General features: G+C 63.8%; 16 protein-coding genes. 8 read left to right on the forward strand and 8 right to left on the reverse strand.

What is annotated here, in order from left to right; all coding sequences use genetic code 11:
• Position 1 precedes the first annotated feature (1 nt).
• The gene (locus ACQKRQ_RS23120; protein ID WP_427479639.1) at positions 2-508 is read right to left on the reverse strand and encodes an OmpA family protein; all 507 of its coding nucleotides are present in this window, start codon (positions 506-508) and stop codon (positions 2-4) included.
• Between the two features lie 240 nt (positions 509-748).
• Here ACQKRQ_RS23120 and ACQKRQ_RS23125 point away from each other — a divergent pair, with 240 nt between their 5' ends.
• The 6 genes from ACQKRQ_RS23125 to ACQKRQ_RS23150 all read left to right on the forward strand — a co-directional run bounded on the left by ACQKRQ_RS23125 (position 749) and on the right by ACQKRQ_RS23150 (position 6,320).
• Positions 749-1,432: a chorismate--pyruvate lyase family protein gene (locus ACQKRQ_RS23125; protein WP_427479641.1), complete on the forward strand. Its 684-nt coding sequence runs from the start codon at positions 749-751 to the stop codon at positions 1,430-1,432.
• Entirely contained in the window at positions 1,432-1,905 is a 474-nt protein-coding gene (locus tag ACQKRQ_RS23130) for a DNA-deoxyinosine glycosylase (RefSeq protein ID WP_132375388.1), read from the forward strand. The genes ACQKRQ_RS23125 and ACQKRQ_RS23130 overlap by 1 nt, the downstream gene beginning before the upstream one ends.
• Positions 1,902-2,834: a spermidine synthase gene (locus ACQKRQ_RS23135; protein WP_427479644.1), complete on the forward strand. Its 933-nt coding sequence runs from the start codon at positions 1,902-1,904 to the stop codon at positions 2,832-2,834. Before ACQKRQ_RS23130 ends, ACQKRQ_RS23135 begins: the two co-directional genes overlap by 4 nt.
• A 408-nt stretch (positions 2,835-3,242) precedes the next feature.
• Entirely contained in the window at positions 3,243-3,482 is a 240-nt protein-coding gene (locus tag ACQKRQ_RS23140; RefSeq protein WP_132375386.1) for a DUF3311 domain-containing protein, read from the forward strand.
• Entirely contained in the window at positions 3,482-5,032 is a 1,551-nt protein-coding gene (gene mctP / locus ACQKRQ_RS23145; protein WP_427479646.1) for a monocarboxylate uptake permease MctP, read from the forward strand. The genes ACQKRQ_RS23140 and mctP overlap by 1 nt, the downstream gene beginning before the upstream one ends.
• 163 nt (positions 5,033-5,195) lie before the next feature.
• Positions 5,196-6,320 carry an FUSC family protein gene (locus ACQKRQ_RS23150; protein WP_427479647.1) on the forward strand — a complete coding sequence of 375 codons (1,125 nt, stop codon included), beginning with the start codon at positions 5,196-5,198 and terminating at the stop codon, positions 6,318-6,320.
• Between the two features lie 22 nt (positions 6,321-6,342).
• On the opposite strand, the gene ACQKRQ_RS23155 is transcribed toward ACQKRQ_RS23150, so the two are convergent.
• From ACQKRQ_RS23155 to ACQKRQ_RS23175, 5 genes are all read right to left on the reverse strand, one after another.
• Entirely contained in the window at positions 6,343-6,756 is a 414-nt protein-coding gene (locus ACQKRQ_RS23155; protein WP_132375383.1) for a VOC family protein, read from the reverse strand.
• A gap of 480 nt (positions 6,757-7,236) precedes the next feature.
• Complete coding sequence (tal, locus tag ACQKRQ_RS23160; protein WP_132375382.1) at positions 7,237-8,190, reverse strand: transaldolase; 954 nt, start codon at positions 8,188-8,190, stop codon at positions 7,237-7,239.
• A 287-nt stretch (positions 8,191-8,477) separates the two neighbouring features.
• A complete protein-coding gene (locus ACQKRQ_RS23165; RefSeq protein ID WP_427479649.1) occupies positions 8,478-9,698 on the reverse strand; it encodes a benzoate/H(+) symporter BenE family transporter in 1,221 nt (406 codons plus the stop codon).
• 40 nt (positions 9,699-9,738) lie between these two features.
• Positions 9,739-10,914: a vWA domain-containing protein gene (locus ACQKRQ_RS23170; RefSeq protein ID WP_427479651.1), complete on the reverse strand. Its 1,176-nt coding sequence runs from the start codon at positions 10,912-10,914 to the stop codon at positions 9,739-9,741.
• 112 nt (positions 10,915-11,026) lie between these two features.
• Positions 11,027-11,869 (reverse strand): AAA family ATPase, encoded by an 843-nt coding sequence (locus ACQKRQ_RS23175; RefSeq protein WP_132375379.1) that lies wholly within the window; start codon positions 11,867-11,869, stop codon positions 11,027-11,029.
• Positions 11,870-12,328: 459 nt separating this feature from the next.
• Between ACQKRQ_RS23175 and ACQKRQ_RS23180 the strand changes: the two genes are divergently transcribed.
• Positions 12,329-12,697, forward strand: coding sequence for a c-type cytochrome (locus ACQKRQ_RS23180; RefSeq protein WP_132375378.1), 369 nt, complete (start codon positions 12,329-12,331; stop codon positions 12,695-12,697).
• A 56-nt stretch (positions 12,698-12,753) separates the two neighbouring features.
• The gene (locus tag ACQKRQ_RS23185; RefSeq protein ID WP_132375377.1) at positions 12,754-13,137 is read left to right on the forward strand and encodes a c-type cytochrome; all 384 of its coding nucleotides are present in this window, start codon (positions 12,754-12,756) and stop codon (positions 13,135-13,137) included.
• 105 nt (positions 13,138-13,242) lie between these two features.
• Here the strand turns inward: ACQKRQ_RS23185 and ACQKRQ_RS23190 are convergent, their stop codons facing one another.
• Positions 13,243-13,677, reverse strand: a complete 435-nt coding sequence (locus ACQKRQ_RS23190) for a DUF1841 family protein (protein WP_012432270.1) — start codon at positions 13,675-13,677, stop codon at positions 13,243-13,245.
• 145 nt (positions 13,678-13,822) lie between these two features.
• Complete coding sequence (nth, locus tag ACQKRQ_RS23195; RefSeq protein WP_427479654.1) at positions 13,823-14,467, reverse strand: endonuclease III; 645 nt, start codon at positions 14,465-14,467, stop codon at positions 13,823-13,825.
• Positions 14,468-14,476 lie beyond the last annotated feature (9 nt).

The raw sequence follows: 14,476 nt of genomic DNA on the forward strand, positions 1-14,476 counted from the left end.
TCTACTTCTTTCCCATCAACGTATCCATCGTCTCGCCACGCACCACGATCTCGGTGCGACGATTCAGCGCGCGGCCTTCGGGCGTATCGTTGCTCGCCACCGGATCGTTGTACGCATTGCCCTTCGTGCGAATGCGGCTCATCGGGATGCTGCGCGCCACCAGCGCGTAGCCCACCGCGGTCGCGCGCGCTTCGGACAGTTGCTGGTTATATTCGAGGGTGCCGACGTTGTCGGTGTAGCCTTCCACGACAATCGGTTTCTTGCTGCGCTTGAGCAGCACGGCCGAACGATCGATGACTGCGGCGGCGTCGCTGCGCACGTTGGATTTGTTGAAATCGAACAGGGCGGTTTCGGGCAGCTTGACCGCGACACCGCCGGCAACCGGCGCCACCTCGATACCAACGGCCTTGTTCAACGATGTCTCGGTATCGCGGTTCAGTTGCGCCGCGCAACCTGCCACCAGCAGGACAGAGATCGCGCATGTGGTGGTGCTCAGGATGTGCTTCATCTTCGTGTTTTCTCCTTGATTATTCGTTCACATGGCGCGCCATTCGATCGTCGGCGGCCGGCTTTGCAAAGCACGGAGGTTTTATCGCGCGACGCGAGCCGCGGAGAATCGGAACTATCTGAAATCGACGCGCCCGTGGAAGTGCTGCACGACCGCCGTCGTAGTCGATGGAATCTGCTGAAGGGAAAGGCCTGCGCGCTGGCGAATGGTCCGACAGCCGCGCCGTTATAATCCGACACCATGTCTATCCGTTTCGATGCCGCCGACGCCCACTGGCGCGTCGCGCCCTTACCCGGCTTGAGCGCCGCCCAGAAAGACTGGCTGACCCGTGGTGGTTCACTGACCGCGCATCTGCGTGCGCTCGGCGCGGTCGCGGTACGCGTGACGCGCGAAGGCGTCGCGCTGCCGTGGGCCGACGAGAGCGCCGCGCTCGGCCTTGCGCCGCGTGCGCCGGTCTGGGTTCGGGAAGTCGTGCTGTGCGTCGACGGCGTGCCGTTTGTCGCCGCGCATAGCATCGCGCCGCTCGCCGCGAGCGCGGGCGTGTGGCAGGCCATGCGGCGCTTGCGAACGAGACCGCTGGCGGAACTCCTGTATAGCGATAGCAGTGTGGCGCGTTCGTCGCTGGTGAGCCGCAGGTTGACCGCGCGGCATCCGCTCTATCACCTCGCGGCACATGAGGTCGACGGGCCCCCGCCGCATGCGCTGGTCGCGCGCCGCTCGGTGTTCGAGCGCCGCAGTGCGCCGCTGATGGTCACCGAATGCATGTTGCCGGCGTTATGGACGCATCTGGCGACTCTGTCCGGCCCGAGCAAGTCGGATGAGTGGCTGGCGCATCCGCGGGTGCGCGAGCACGGCCGCCCGCTCGAGCACACCGCATCGCGCGCGCATCCCGCAACGCGTGCATCCGACGAACGGAGCCGCTGATGCTGCGCGGCTTTCCTCCCGTCGTCGCCGCGGACACGCATACGCTGATTCTCGGCAGCTTTCCCGGCGAGGCGTCGCTTGCCGCGACGCAGTACTACGCGCATCCACGCAACCAGTTCTGGCGCCTCATCGGCACCGTGCTCGACGAACCGCTCGCCGAACTCAGCTACGAAGAGCGTCTGCGCCGCGTGCTCGCGCACGGCATCGGCGTGTGGGACGTGCTTGCGGCCTGTACGCGCGAAGGCAGTCTCGACGCGGCGATCCGCAATGCCAGCCCCAATGATTTCGCTTCGTTGCGCGCCCACGCGCCGAAGCTCGCGAAAGTCTGCTTCAACGGCAAGACGGCGGGCCGTTTCGCGCCGGTAATCGGCGCGGCGGGCTACGTCACCCTGGTATTGCCTTCGTCGAGTCCGGCGAATGCTATGCTCTCGTTCGACCAAAAATTGCGTCTTTGGCGCGACATCCTTACATGACGAAATTGATCAAGCGCGCTTCGGCTGAAGCGCGTGCCTTCCGCAACCGCGACGCTGACGTCGCCGGCGGGAAACAAAAAACGCAGAAAAAGCAGAACGCCGCGCGCAACAAACAGCGCGTCTCGCACGACGACGATCTGCACGATGCGCCGCAAATCGAAGCGCCGCGCAAGCCGCGTTTCGCGCCGGTGACGTTCTCGGAAGAGGGCGGCGTGCGCTTCCTGCATTTCGGCACGGAGTGGGTGCAGGGCGCAATGCGTCTGCGCAAGCCGGATCACATCGAACTCGAATACGCGCAGCAGATGATGGCCTGGCTGCTCTTCATCGAAACGCCCAAGCGCATCGTCCAGCTCGGTCTGGGCGCCGCGGCGCTGACCAAGTTCGCGCACCGTTTCCTGAAACGCGCGAAGGTCGAGGCGGTGGAAGTGAACCCGGCGGTCGTGGTGGCCGCGCGCACGATGTTCGAATTGCCGCACGACGACGCCCGTCTGACGGTGCACGAAACCGACGCATGGGACTTCGTCAACGACCGCGCCAACCACGGCACGATCGGCGCGCTGCAGATCGATGTCTATGACGCGACGGCGCGCGGTCCGGTGCTCGACAGCGTCGGCTTCTATCGCGCGGTGCGCGCGTGCCTGACCGACGCGGGCGTGGTGACGGTGAACCTGTTCGGCGATCACCCGAGCTTCGTGCGCAATATGAAGCGTTTGAACGAAGCCTTCGACGGCCGCGTGGTCGCGCTGCCGGAAGTGCACGACGGCAACCGCATCGCGATCGCGTTTTCGGGTCCGGCGCTCGAGGTGCCGTTCACGGCGCTGCAAGCGCGCGCCAAGTTGATCGAAGCGGAACTCGGTCTGCCCGCGCGCAAGTGGATCAAGGGTCTGCAGGAATCGACCGGGCAGACCGGCGTCTCGTTCTCGGTCTGATTGCGACGACCTGGGCGGTCGGGCCGCGCAAGCCGGTCCGATCCAAAGCAGTGCATGGACTGAACACCGCCATCGGCGTGCCGCTCGCCGTTGCGCCCACGCGACGCTCGCCGCCGTCATCCATCGCGCATTGAACAGCCGGTCCTCTTCCTCGCGAAGCGGGCCGGCCTGTCAGACCCAAGCCACGCGGCCTTACGCGCCCCGCTGCAGCGCTTCAAATACGCCCGTCGAAACAGCGTCCCACTGGCCCCTGAAAGCACGCTCGTGCTGGGGTCGTCCCTGCTTGACCGCGCGTTCGCCGCTCCTATACTCTTTCGAAGCTTTCGGGGCGCCCGTGGCCATCCGCTATGGGATCCACCTCCCGTCAAACACGGGCCAACATTTCAATAATAGGGAAGAGGAGACGTCATGGCTCACGACGCCGACGCGAACAAGGCCAGTAAGCACTGGCTCTGGTTGCTGCTGTTGCCCTGGATCGCGATGATCTGGGTGCCGTCATATAACAAGGTCGAACCCGTGCTGTTCGACTTTCCGTTCTTCTACTGGTATCAGCTCCTGTGGGTGCTGATCAGCGCCGTCATCACGGCGCTCGTGTACTTCAAGACCAAGACGCGCTCCAGCGGCCGTCCGCAGGGGGGCGCACGATAATGAACGCCATTGCAACTTTCGTCTTCGTTCTGTTTTTCATCGGCGTCACGATTCTCGGCTTTATCGCGGCTCACTGGCGGCGCGGCGATCTCGCGCATCTGGAAGAGTGGGGCCTCGGCGGGCGGCGCTTCGGCACCATCGTCACGTGGTTCCTGCTGGGCGGCGACCTGTACACCGCGTACACCTTCATCGCCGTGCCGGCGCTGGTGTTCGGTGCGGGCGCAACCGGTTTCTTCGCGTTGCCGTACACGATCCTGATCTATCCGTTCGCGTTCGTGGTGTTCCCGAAACTGTGGAGCATCGCCAAACGTCAGGGCTACGTCACGTCGGCGGACTTCGTTTCGGCGCGCTATGGCAGCCGTATGCTCGCTCTGGCGATCGCCGTGACCGGCATCGTCGCGACCATGCCGTACATCGCGCTGCAACTGGTCGGTATCGAAGTGGTGATCGGCGCGCTGGGTTTCGACACCAAGGGTTTCGTCGGCGATCTGCCGCTGATCATCGCGTTCGCGATTCTGGCGGCCTACACGTACACCTCGGGTCTGCGCGCGCCGGCCATGATCGCGGTGGTCAAGGACGTGCTGATCTACATCACGATCTTCGCCGCGATCATCGTAATTCCGCCGCAACTGGGCGGCTTCGGCCACATCTTCAGCGTGGTGCCGCCGGCCAAGCTGTTGCTCAAGGCGCCGGACGTCTCGAGCCTGAACGGCTACAGCGCGTACGCGACGCTCGCGGTGGGTTCGGCGCTCGCGCTGTTCCTGTACCCGCACTCGATCACGGCGGTGCTGTCGTCGAAGTCGGGTAACACGATCCGCCGCAATATGGCGATGCTGCCGGCTTATTCGCTGGTGCTCGGCCTGCTCGCGCTGCTCGGCTACATGGCGCTTGCCTCGGGTGTGAAGGACATGCCGGAGTTTGCGCCGTACTTCAAGGCGTTCGGCCCGAACTTCGCGGTGCCGGCGCTGTTCCTGCATTACTTCCCGTCGTGGTTCGTCGGTGTGGCGTTCGCGGCGATCGGCATCGGCGCACTGGTGCCGGCGGCGATCATGTCGATCGCGGCCGCGAACCTGTACACGCGCAACATCCACAAGGAGTTCGTCAACCGCAACATGACGCATGAGCAGGAGACCAATGTCGCAAAGCTGGTCTCGCTGATCGTCAAGGTCGGCGCGGTGGCGTTCATTCTCGGCCTGCCGCTCACGTACGCGATCCAGTTGCAGCTGCTCGGCGGTATCTGGATCATCCAGACTTTGCCGGCGATCGTGCTGGGTCTGTACACGCGCGTGCTCGACTATCGCGGCCTGCTGATCGGCTGGGCGGTCGGCATCGCAACCGGCACGTGGATGGCGATTTCGCTGAAGCTGGCCGGCTCGATCTTCACGATCCACCTGTTCGGCATGGCGATTCCGGGCTATGCCGCGGTGTGGTCGCTGATCGTAAACCTGGTGGTGGCGGTGGTGGTGAGCCTGGTGGTGCGCGCGGCCGGCATGCAGCGCGCCGAAGACCGCACCCGTCCGGAAGACTATCTGGACGTGGTCGAAAGCTGATCACGCCTGCTTGATGTCGTGCCGCTTCACGGGGTTCGACAAACTGAAAACCGCAACGCCCGCACACGAAAGTGTGCGGGCGTTTGTCTTGCCGACGTTTGTCCTAATGAGGCACTCCAGGGCAGGATAGCGGAACCGTCCTTATCGCATCGAGCGCGCCGCCATGGCTTCTGCCGATTCCCACACCGTGATTCCACGCCGCTCGGCCGTTAGCCGGATGGTTCGCGCGGTTACGTCGCCTTACTACCGCTATCGCCACGCCAAGGTGCTGCACAGTCTGCGCGTCGGGCTGGCCATGCTGGTTTCGATTCTGGCGACCACCGGGATCGACATTCCGCACGGCATCTGGTCGTCGGTCACTTTGCTGGTGGTGATCGGCGGCTTGCAGCATCACGGCAATATCCGCAAGAAGGCAGCCGAACGGGCGGCGGGCACGTTGCTCGGGGCGTCGATCGGGCTTTCGCTGATCGTGTTGCAGAACCTCACCGGGTCGGCGCCGCTCACCTATGTGTTGATGTCGATCGTCGCGGGCATCTGCGCGTGGTTCGCGATCGGCTCGTCAGGCTATATCGGGCTGTTGACGGCGATCACCATGTGCATCGTCGCGGGTCACGGCGACAACCTGATCGACGTCGGCCTGTGGCGCACGCTGAACGTGCTGATCGGCATTGTGATCGCGCTGGCGTTTTCGTTCGCGCTGCCTCTGCATGCCACCTATTCGTGGCGCTACGGGCTCGCGACGAATCTGCGCGAATGCGCGCGCGTCTACACGCGGCTGCTGGAAGGCGAGACGATCAGCGAGGAAGAGCAGGTCAAGCGCTTTCTGGCGATCAACAAGCGGCTCGTGCAATTGCGGTCGCTGATGCCTTCGGTGGCGAAGGAAATCGACGTGCCGCAGTCGAAGCTCGAAGAGATTCAGCGGCTGCACCGCTCGGTGCTCAGTTCGCTGGAGCTGCTCGCCACGGGTCCGCTGATGCACGCCGACGCCACGGCGCGCGCCACGTACGCCGAGCAATGCGGCGTGGAGGTGCGCACCGTGCGCTCGATTCTGCTGGCGATGGCGCGCGGCCTGCGCTTTGGCCGGGCGACGCACTTCGGCATTCCGGCCGCATCGCCGCTCGCGCAGAGACACGGCGACGCGGCGCTCAAGCTGCCGACCGAATTTCAGGGGCCGTATTGGCTCGGACAGCGGCTAGCCGAACAAGTGGACCGGCTGCGCGAACTGTTGCTGGAAACCGAGCCGAACTGGAACATCGAACGGCATTCGAGGACTTTGCTGAAGGCTTAGGTGCGGCTGCGGCCCTCAATGCTCAGCCCTCCGGCACCGTCACCATCCACATGAGACCGAAGCGATCGACCACCATCCCGAAGCCCTTGCTCCAGAAAGTCGGCTGAAACGGCAGCGTCACCTGGCCGCCGTCGGCGAGCGCATTGAAGTACTTTTCGGCGGAGGCGGCGTCGTCGGCGGTGAGTGACAGGCTGAAGCCGTTCATCGTAGCCGAGGGGTCGCAATGGCCGTCGGAGGCCATCCAGTCGGTCGAGCCCATCCGCACGTTAGCGTGCATGATCTTTTCTTCGAGACCCGGCCGCGGCTGGTTTTGCGGATCGGGCGGCGCCTCCTTGTAGCGCATCTTGAAGGTCACCTGAGCGCCGAGTTTCGCGCAGTAATAGTCGAGCGCTTCTTCGCAGCGCCCGTTAAAAAATACGTAAGGTTGAACCAGCATGATCGTCTCCGGAAAGGGTGAGCAGCGCGATATCCCCGCAACAAGCAACGCAAGAGCCCCAGGTTGAAGAAGTACCGCGACGGCGCGCGCAGCGCCGCCGGAAGAATGAGTGCCTTGTCACTTACGCGGAATGTGCGAGGGCACCGATTCCAGATGCACCACTACCGTGGCTGCGCGGGGAGCCCGCTTAAGGGTTGGCGGTGTAAAGCGGTTTTCTTTGCCTCCTTTCTTTGCCGCGGCAAAGAAAGGAGGTGGCGCCCCGCACAGGGGCAACGCTAATAGACCACCGTGAATCGCCCTTGCAGAAGATTCTAGTCGTCCGTCAGGCGTTAATTGTGACGATATGTCGTAGGTGCGGCGGTCCATGACGCGGGTCAAACGCAACCACAACCGCCGAAGGTCGGTAAACGGCACACGGCCCGGAACCGTGAAGTCCAAGGCCGTGTGTTTTGAGCGCCAGCCAAGCGGCGCGAGCAAAGCTTAACGCAACGCCTCGATCAGCTTTTCCAGCTTGACCGCGTCCGCAGCGAAGGCGCGAATCCCTTCGGCGAGCTTTTCAGTCGCCATGGCTTCGTCATTGACGAGGAAACGGAACGACGCTTCGTCGACCGGCACGCGTTCGATATCCGCACCTTTGGCGATATCCGGCGACAGCTTGCGCTCCACCTTATCGGTGCTGTCCTGCAGCTTTTGCAGCAAATCCGGGCTGATGGTCAGCAGGTCGCAGCCGGCCAGTTCCAGAATCTGACCCGGCGTGCGGAAGCTCGCGCCCATCACCTCGGTCTTGTAGCCGAACTTCTTGTAGTACGCGTAAATGCGGCGCACCGATTTGACGCCCGGGTCGTTGGCGCCGCCGTCTTTCGCTTCGTCCCACGCGCTGCCGGCATTCTTTTTGTACCAGTCGTAAATCCGGCCGACGAACGGCGAGATCAGTTGCGCGCCCGCTTCGGCGCAGGCGGCCGCCTGGGCGAGCGAGAACAGCAGCGTCATGTTGCAGTGGATGCCTTCCTTCTGCAGCACTTCCGCCGCGCGGACGCCTTCCCACGTGGAAGCCAGCTTGATCAGCACGCGTTCGCGGCCAATGCCGTGCTCCTTGTACAGCGAGATCAGCTCGCGGCCCTTGGCGATCGAGGCTTGCGTGTCGAACGAGAGGCGCGCGTCCACTTCCGTCGACACGCGGCCCGGAATGATCTTGAGAATTTCGGTGCCGAAGGCGATCAGCAACTGGTCGATGATCGCGCCGACCGGCTTCGACGCGTGCGCCTTGACGGTCTTTTCGAGCAGCGGCTTGTAGTCGTCTTTCTGCACCGCTTTCAGAATCAGCGACGGATTGGTGGTCGCGTCCTGCGGCTTGTACTGGGCAAGCTGCTGGAAGTCGCCGGTATCGGCCACGACGGTGGTGTATTGCTTGAGTTGATCGAGTGCGGTTGTCATGTTCGAGCCTTCAGGGCGCGTGCGCGCCGTGGTTCAGGAGAAATGAGGTTGCCACCGGCCTGAAACGCTAACCAGATCCGGCGGCCGCGGGTCACGCTGCAACGCTGCCCGCCATCTTGCCGGGGAATTTTGACGGAAAGCGCTGCCGGATGCTTCTATTCTATGGCGGATCGGCTGATGCGGTATTGACAGTTGCCCACGGCGATCCGTTCACGCGGTTTCAGGCGGCATTTTCCGCCGACCGATCCGGCGCTGACCGATTCCGCCGAGCGCTTTTTGCCGACTGATCAGGCGCGCCGCGCGTTCAACACCACTTGCGTCAGCACGCCGGCCACCAGCCCCCAGAAAGCCGAGCCGATGGACAGCAAAGTCAGCCCGGACGCGGTCACCATGAACGTGACCAGCGCCGCCTCGCGCTGCTTCAGGTCCTGCATGGCGTTGGCGAGGCCGCTCATGATCGAGCCGAACAGCGCCAGCGCCGCGACGGAGACCACCAGCGCCTTCGGCAAGGCCGCGAACAGCGCGGCGATGGTCGCGCCGAAAACCCCGGCGATCAGGTAGAAGATGCCGCACCATACCGCCGCCATATAGCGCTTGTTGCGGTTTTCGTGCGCTTCGGGGCCGGTGCAGATCGCCGCGGTGATTGCCGCAAGATTGATGCCGTGCGAGCCGAACGGCGCGAGCAGCAGCGAGGCGATGCCGGTGGTCGAAATCAGCGGCGCCGAGGGCGTGCTGTAGCCGTCCGCGCGCAGCACGGCGATGCCCGGCACGTTCTGCGACGCCATCGCGACGACGAAAAGCGGAATCCCGATGCTGACGCTGGCCGCCGCCGAAAACACCGGCATCGTGAACACCGGATGCGCCAGCGCGACGTGGAAGCGGCTGAAGTCGAGCAGTCCGAGCCCGCCGGCGGCCGCCGTGCCGACGATCAGCGTCGTGACGATCGCATAGCGCGGAGCGAGCCGTTTGACGACCAGGTAGGTGAAGAACATGGTCAGCACGAGCGCGGTCTGGAACTGCGCGGCGCGGAAAATCTCGATGCCGATCTCGAACAGGATGCCCGCCAGTAAGGCCGAGGCGATGCTCGCCGGAATCTTCTTCATCAGCGTGTCGAACCAGCCGGTCAGGCCGACGAGCGTGAGCAGCAGCGCGCAGACGATAAACGCGCCGATCGCCTCTCCATAAGCCACGTGCGGCAGCGACGACACCAGCAGCGCCGCGCCGGGCGTCGACCAGGCGATCACGATCGGCGCGCGAAACCGCAGCGAGAGGCCGATCGTGCAGACGGCCATGCCGATCGACAAGGCCCAGATCCACGACGAAATCTGCGCGTCGCTCAGATGCGCGGCCTGGCCTGCCTGGAACATCAGCACGAGCGAACTGGTGTAGCCCGTCATCATCGCGACGAAACCGGCGACGATGGCGGACAGCGAAGTGTCGGCGAAAGGGTTGAGGCGCCCGGGCGGAGTGACGGCAGGGGACAAATCGGGCGTGGAAGACGGACTCATGCAGATGCTTTCTTATCGTTGAATGTAAAACTCGAGCGGACTATTTGCTCAGCGTGCGCATCGCGGTCTCGAGGCCGGCGAGCGTGAGCGGGTACATGCGGTGGCCGAGCACCTCGCGGATCGCGCTGACCGACTGCCGGTACGCCCACAAGCCTTCCGGTTCGGGATTGAGCCACGCGTGGTGCGGGAAATGATCGGCGAGCCGGCGCAGCCATACCGCGCCGGCTTCGGCGTTGTTGTACTCCACCGAGCCGCCCGGCTGCAGCACTTCGTACGGGCTCATCGTCGCGTCGCCGACGAAGATCAGCTTGTAGTCGGACGTGAATTTGTGCAGCACATCCCACGTCGGCATACGCTCGGCGTGACGGCGGCGGTTGTTCTTCCACAGGAAGTCGTACACGCAGTTGTGGAAGTAGTAGAACTCCAGGTGCTTGAACTCGGCTTTGGCGGCGGAGAACAGCTCTTCGGTGCGCTTGATGTGATCGTCCATCGAGCCGCCCACGTCGAGCAGCATCAGCACTTTCACCTTGTTGTGCCGCTCGGGCACCATCTTCAGGTCGAGCCAGCCGGCGTTCGCGGCGGTGCTGCGGATCGTGTCGGGCAGGTCGAGTTCTTCGGCGGCGCCCTCGCGGGCGAAACGGCGCAGGCGGCGCAGCGCGATCTTGATGTTGCGCGTGCCGATTTCGACCTGATCGTCGTAATCGCGATAGGCGCGCGCTTCCCAGACCTTGACGGCGGTGCGGTTGCCCGCCGCGTCGCCGCCGATGCGCACGCCTTCCGGGTTGTAGCCGCCATTGCCGAACGGCGACGTGCCGCCCGTGCCGATCCACTTGTTACCGCCTTCGTGGCGCTCCTTCTGTTCGTCGAACAGTTCCTTCAGGCGCTCCATGAGCTTGTCGAGGCCGCCCATCGCCTCGATCTGCGCTTTTTCTTCCGGCGACAGATCGCGTTGCAGCTTCTTCTTCAGCCAGTCGAGCGGGACGTCGAAGGCGAACTCCGAGGCTTGCGCGACGCCTTTGAAATACGCGCCGAACGCCTGGTCGAACTTGTCGAAGTACTGCTCGTCCTTGACCAGCGTGATGCGCGCGAGATAGTAGAACTCGTCGAGCGACGGCGCGATCACGTTGGCTTTGAGCGCCTCGAGCAGCGTCAGGTATTCCTTCACCGACACCGGCAGTTTGGCGGCGCGCAGCGAGTAGAAGAAGTCGATCAGCATGCTGGGTCCTCTGCGGCGGCGGCGGGTGGTCGGGGCGCCGCGCGCTTCAATGGCGGCTTGGCGGCCGGCCGGCGACCATCCGGCGCTCAATCAACGATCAATCAACGGTGGTTCAACGGTTGTTGCGGTTCATGAAGATCAGCCGCTCGAACAGATTCACGTCCTGCTCGTTCTTCAGCAGCGCGCCGTGCAGCGGCGGAATGATCTGCTTCTGGTCGGACGAGCGCAGCGCTTCGGGGGGAATGTCTTCGGCGAGCAGCAGCTTGAGCCAGTCGAGCAGTTCCGAGGTGGACGGCTTTTTCTTCAATCCGGCGACGTTGCGCAGTTCGAAAAAGCTCTGCATGGCGGCCGCGAGCAGTTCCTTCTTGATGCCCGGATAGTGCACCTCGACGATCTGCTGCATGGTGACCGGATCGGGGAACTTGATGTAATGGAAGAAGCAGCGGCGCAGGAACGCGTCGGGCAGCTCCTTCTCGTTGTTCGACGTGATGATCACGAGCGGGCGCTGTTTCGCGCGGATCAGCTCGTGCGTCTCGTACACGTAGAACTCCATGCGGTCGAGTTCGCGCAGCAGGTCGTTGGGGAATTCGATGTCGGCCTTGTCGATCTCGTCGATCAGCAGCACCGTTTGCTCCTCCGACTCGAACGCCTGCCACAGCACGCCCTTGACGATGTAGTTGCCGATGTCCTTGACGCGTTCGTCGCCGAGTTGCGAATCGCGCAGGCGCGACACCGCGTCGTACTCGTACAGACCCTGCTGCGCCTTGGTGGTGGACTTGATGTGCCACTGCAAAAGCGGCATGCCGAGCGCGGCGGCGACCTCTTCGGCGAGCATGGTTTTGCCCGTGCCGGGTTCGCCCTTGATCAGCAACGGGCGCTTGAGCGTCATCGCGGCGTTGACCGCGAGCTTGAGGTCGTCGGTGGCGACGTACTGCGATGAGCCTTCGAAACGCATGGCGAGATGCTCTTTTTCGGGAAAAAACCCAGTATAAGTCAGAAGGCCTGTTGGCCTGAAACCGCCTCGCGTAAGGTGTCACCCGCGGTGCCGTAGCGCGAAGCCAGTGCGCACGCGGCGCCGGCGAGCGGCCCGAACGTTCGCCCGGCGGGCCTGGTGGGCGGGCGCGCCGGGCGAGAGCGGGCTGAATGCGGTGTCGGATGCGTGTCGAACCGGCGCGAGCGGCCGGCATGCGGCGGTGGCCGCCATGCCTTGCGGATCGGGCGCGGCGGAGCAAACCGGCGCTAGCTGTGGCTTTGCGGTGGCCGGATGCGCCGCGGCCCCGCGCGGTGGACGTTCGGAGCGGCGTCGCGGTACAATTAGCCCGATTTTTTTGGCCTGCGTGGCTCCCTATAAGAATAACGGCGCGGGCCGTTGCCTTTTTGGTCGCCCGTTTCCCCTCAAGCCAGGTTACATGCTATGAATAAATTCGTTGGCAAACACGTCGTGATCGCAGCGCTGTCGGTGCTCGCGGGCTATACGGCCGGTGCGCAGGCAGCGGATGTCGTCGGCAACGCGAAGGCGGGCCAAGGCAAGGTCGCGATGTGTATTGGCTGCCACGGCATCCCTGAATACCGCACGGCTTACCCTGAGGTCTACCGCGTGCCGATGCTCGGCGGGCAGAACCAGGCGTACCTCGAGAACGCCCTGCATGGCTACAAGAAGGGCGACCGCCATTTCGAAACAATGCGCGCCATCACCGCGTCGCTGTCGGATCAGGACATCGCCGACATCGCTGCCTACTACGCAGCGCAAAATTCCTCTTCGAAGAGCAATCCCGACAAGTGACCGGCGGCTTGTCCATCCAGTCACTCGGCAAATAAATTCGCGGGATAGGAGAATTCATGAATAAGCCCCAACAGGCACTCCACACGGTGTTCAAGGCTGCATGCGCGTCGGCGGCAGTGATCGGTCTGGTTGCAGCGAACGTAGCGCACGCCGCCGACGCCGGCAACGGCAAGGTGCTGTCCGACAGCCACAACTGCGCGGCTTGCCACGGCGTGAACCTGAACAAGCCGGTGAGCCCGGAGTATCCCAAGCTCGCGGGTCAGCATTCCGATTACGTCTACTGGGCGCTGCGCCAATACCAGATGGGCAACGGCAACCCGCACCTCGGTCGCAACAACCCGATCATGCAGGCGCAGGTGCAAAGCCTGTCGCAAAGCGACATGAAAGACATTGCCGCTTACGTCGAATCGCTGAACGGCGATCTGGTGCAGAAGAAGTAAGCGCGCCGCATAAGTCTTCGCGCTGCTTTTGGATTGAACGACACCCCGCTTCGGCGGGGTGTCGTGCTTTTGGGCGCCTGGTTCCGACTGGCGGATGTGCCAGCTTCAGTCGCGCGTGGCGCGCCGCTCGATGCGCTGCAGGTATGCGTCCGTGTCGGGCGGCGTGCCGGTGCGCTGCGCTTCCCAGATGGTTTCGCCAAGGCAGTCCATGATGGCGTGCTGCGCCTCGTGGGTCGAGCCGAGGCGTGCGGCAAGCCGTTCGTGCGCCGCGCGAATGCCGGGCGGCTGGTCGATCGACAGCTGTTCGGTGATCGCCAGATGCATAGATAGATGCAGGAACGGGTTGGTCTGGCCGCGTTCGGGCGAGTAGTCCTGTGCCTGGGCGGCGTCGCCGTCGGTCAGGTCGGCGTGGTATTCGGGATGCTCGACGATCCAGTCGGCGGCGATCGCCTCCAGCGGCGTCAGAATCTCGCCTTTGCGCTGCTTGCGCCAGGTGTCGGTGAAGAAGAGACGGACTTCGTCGCGGCTGGGATTGAACATCGTGAGACCGGTGCGTTGAGTGGGGCGTGTGACGTGAGCCTGTAAAGCGTCAGCCTGTGAAGCGGACGAGGCAGGGCGTCATTTTACGCCGGGGCGGCGCGGGCTGCTGGCGGCGCTTTGGCGCTGAATGAGGTGTCGGCTCCGCCTACAGATCCGGCGGCGGGCTTTTCGGCCGGAACTCGCACAGCGGCTCGATCACGCAATGCCAGCATTCAGGCCGGCGCGCCTTGCATACATAACGGCCGTGCAGGATCAACCAGTGGTGCGCGTCCTGCTTGAACTCGGCGGGCGTGAATTTCTCCAGCGCCGCTTCGACCGCGCGAACGTCCTTGCCGGGCGCAAGACCGGTTCGATTCGCAACCCGAAAGATGTGCGTGTCGACCGCGATGGTCGGGTGACCGAACGCGGTGTTCAGAATCACATTGGCCGTTTTCCGGCCGACGCCCGGCAGGCTTTCGAGCGCTTCGCGATCCTCTGGCACTTCGCCGCCGTACTGGTCGAGCAGAATGCGGCAGGTAGCAATGACGTTCTTCGCCTTGGTGCGATAGAGGCCGATGGTCTTGATGTAGCCGGTCACGCCTTCTTCGCCGAGATCGAAAACTTTCTGCGGCGTGTTCGCGACCGGGAACATCTTGCGCATGGCCTTGTTGACCGACACGTCGGTGGCCTGCGCCGACAGCAGCACGGCGATCAGCAGTTCGAACGGAGTGGTGTACTCGAGTTCGGTTGTCGGATGAGGCGTGAGACTCTGAAACGTCTCGTAGATGGCGCGGCGTTTGTTCGCGTTCATGCTGGGCGT

Origin of the sequence: Paraburkholderia sp. NPDC080076 (assembly GCF_050281145.1) — a bacterium.
Classification (GTDB): domain Bacteria; phylum Pseudomonadota; class Gammaproteobacteria; order Burkholderiales; family Burkholderiaceae; genus Paraburkholderia.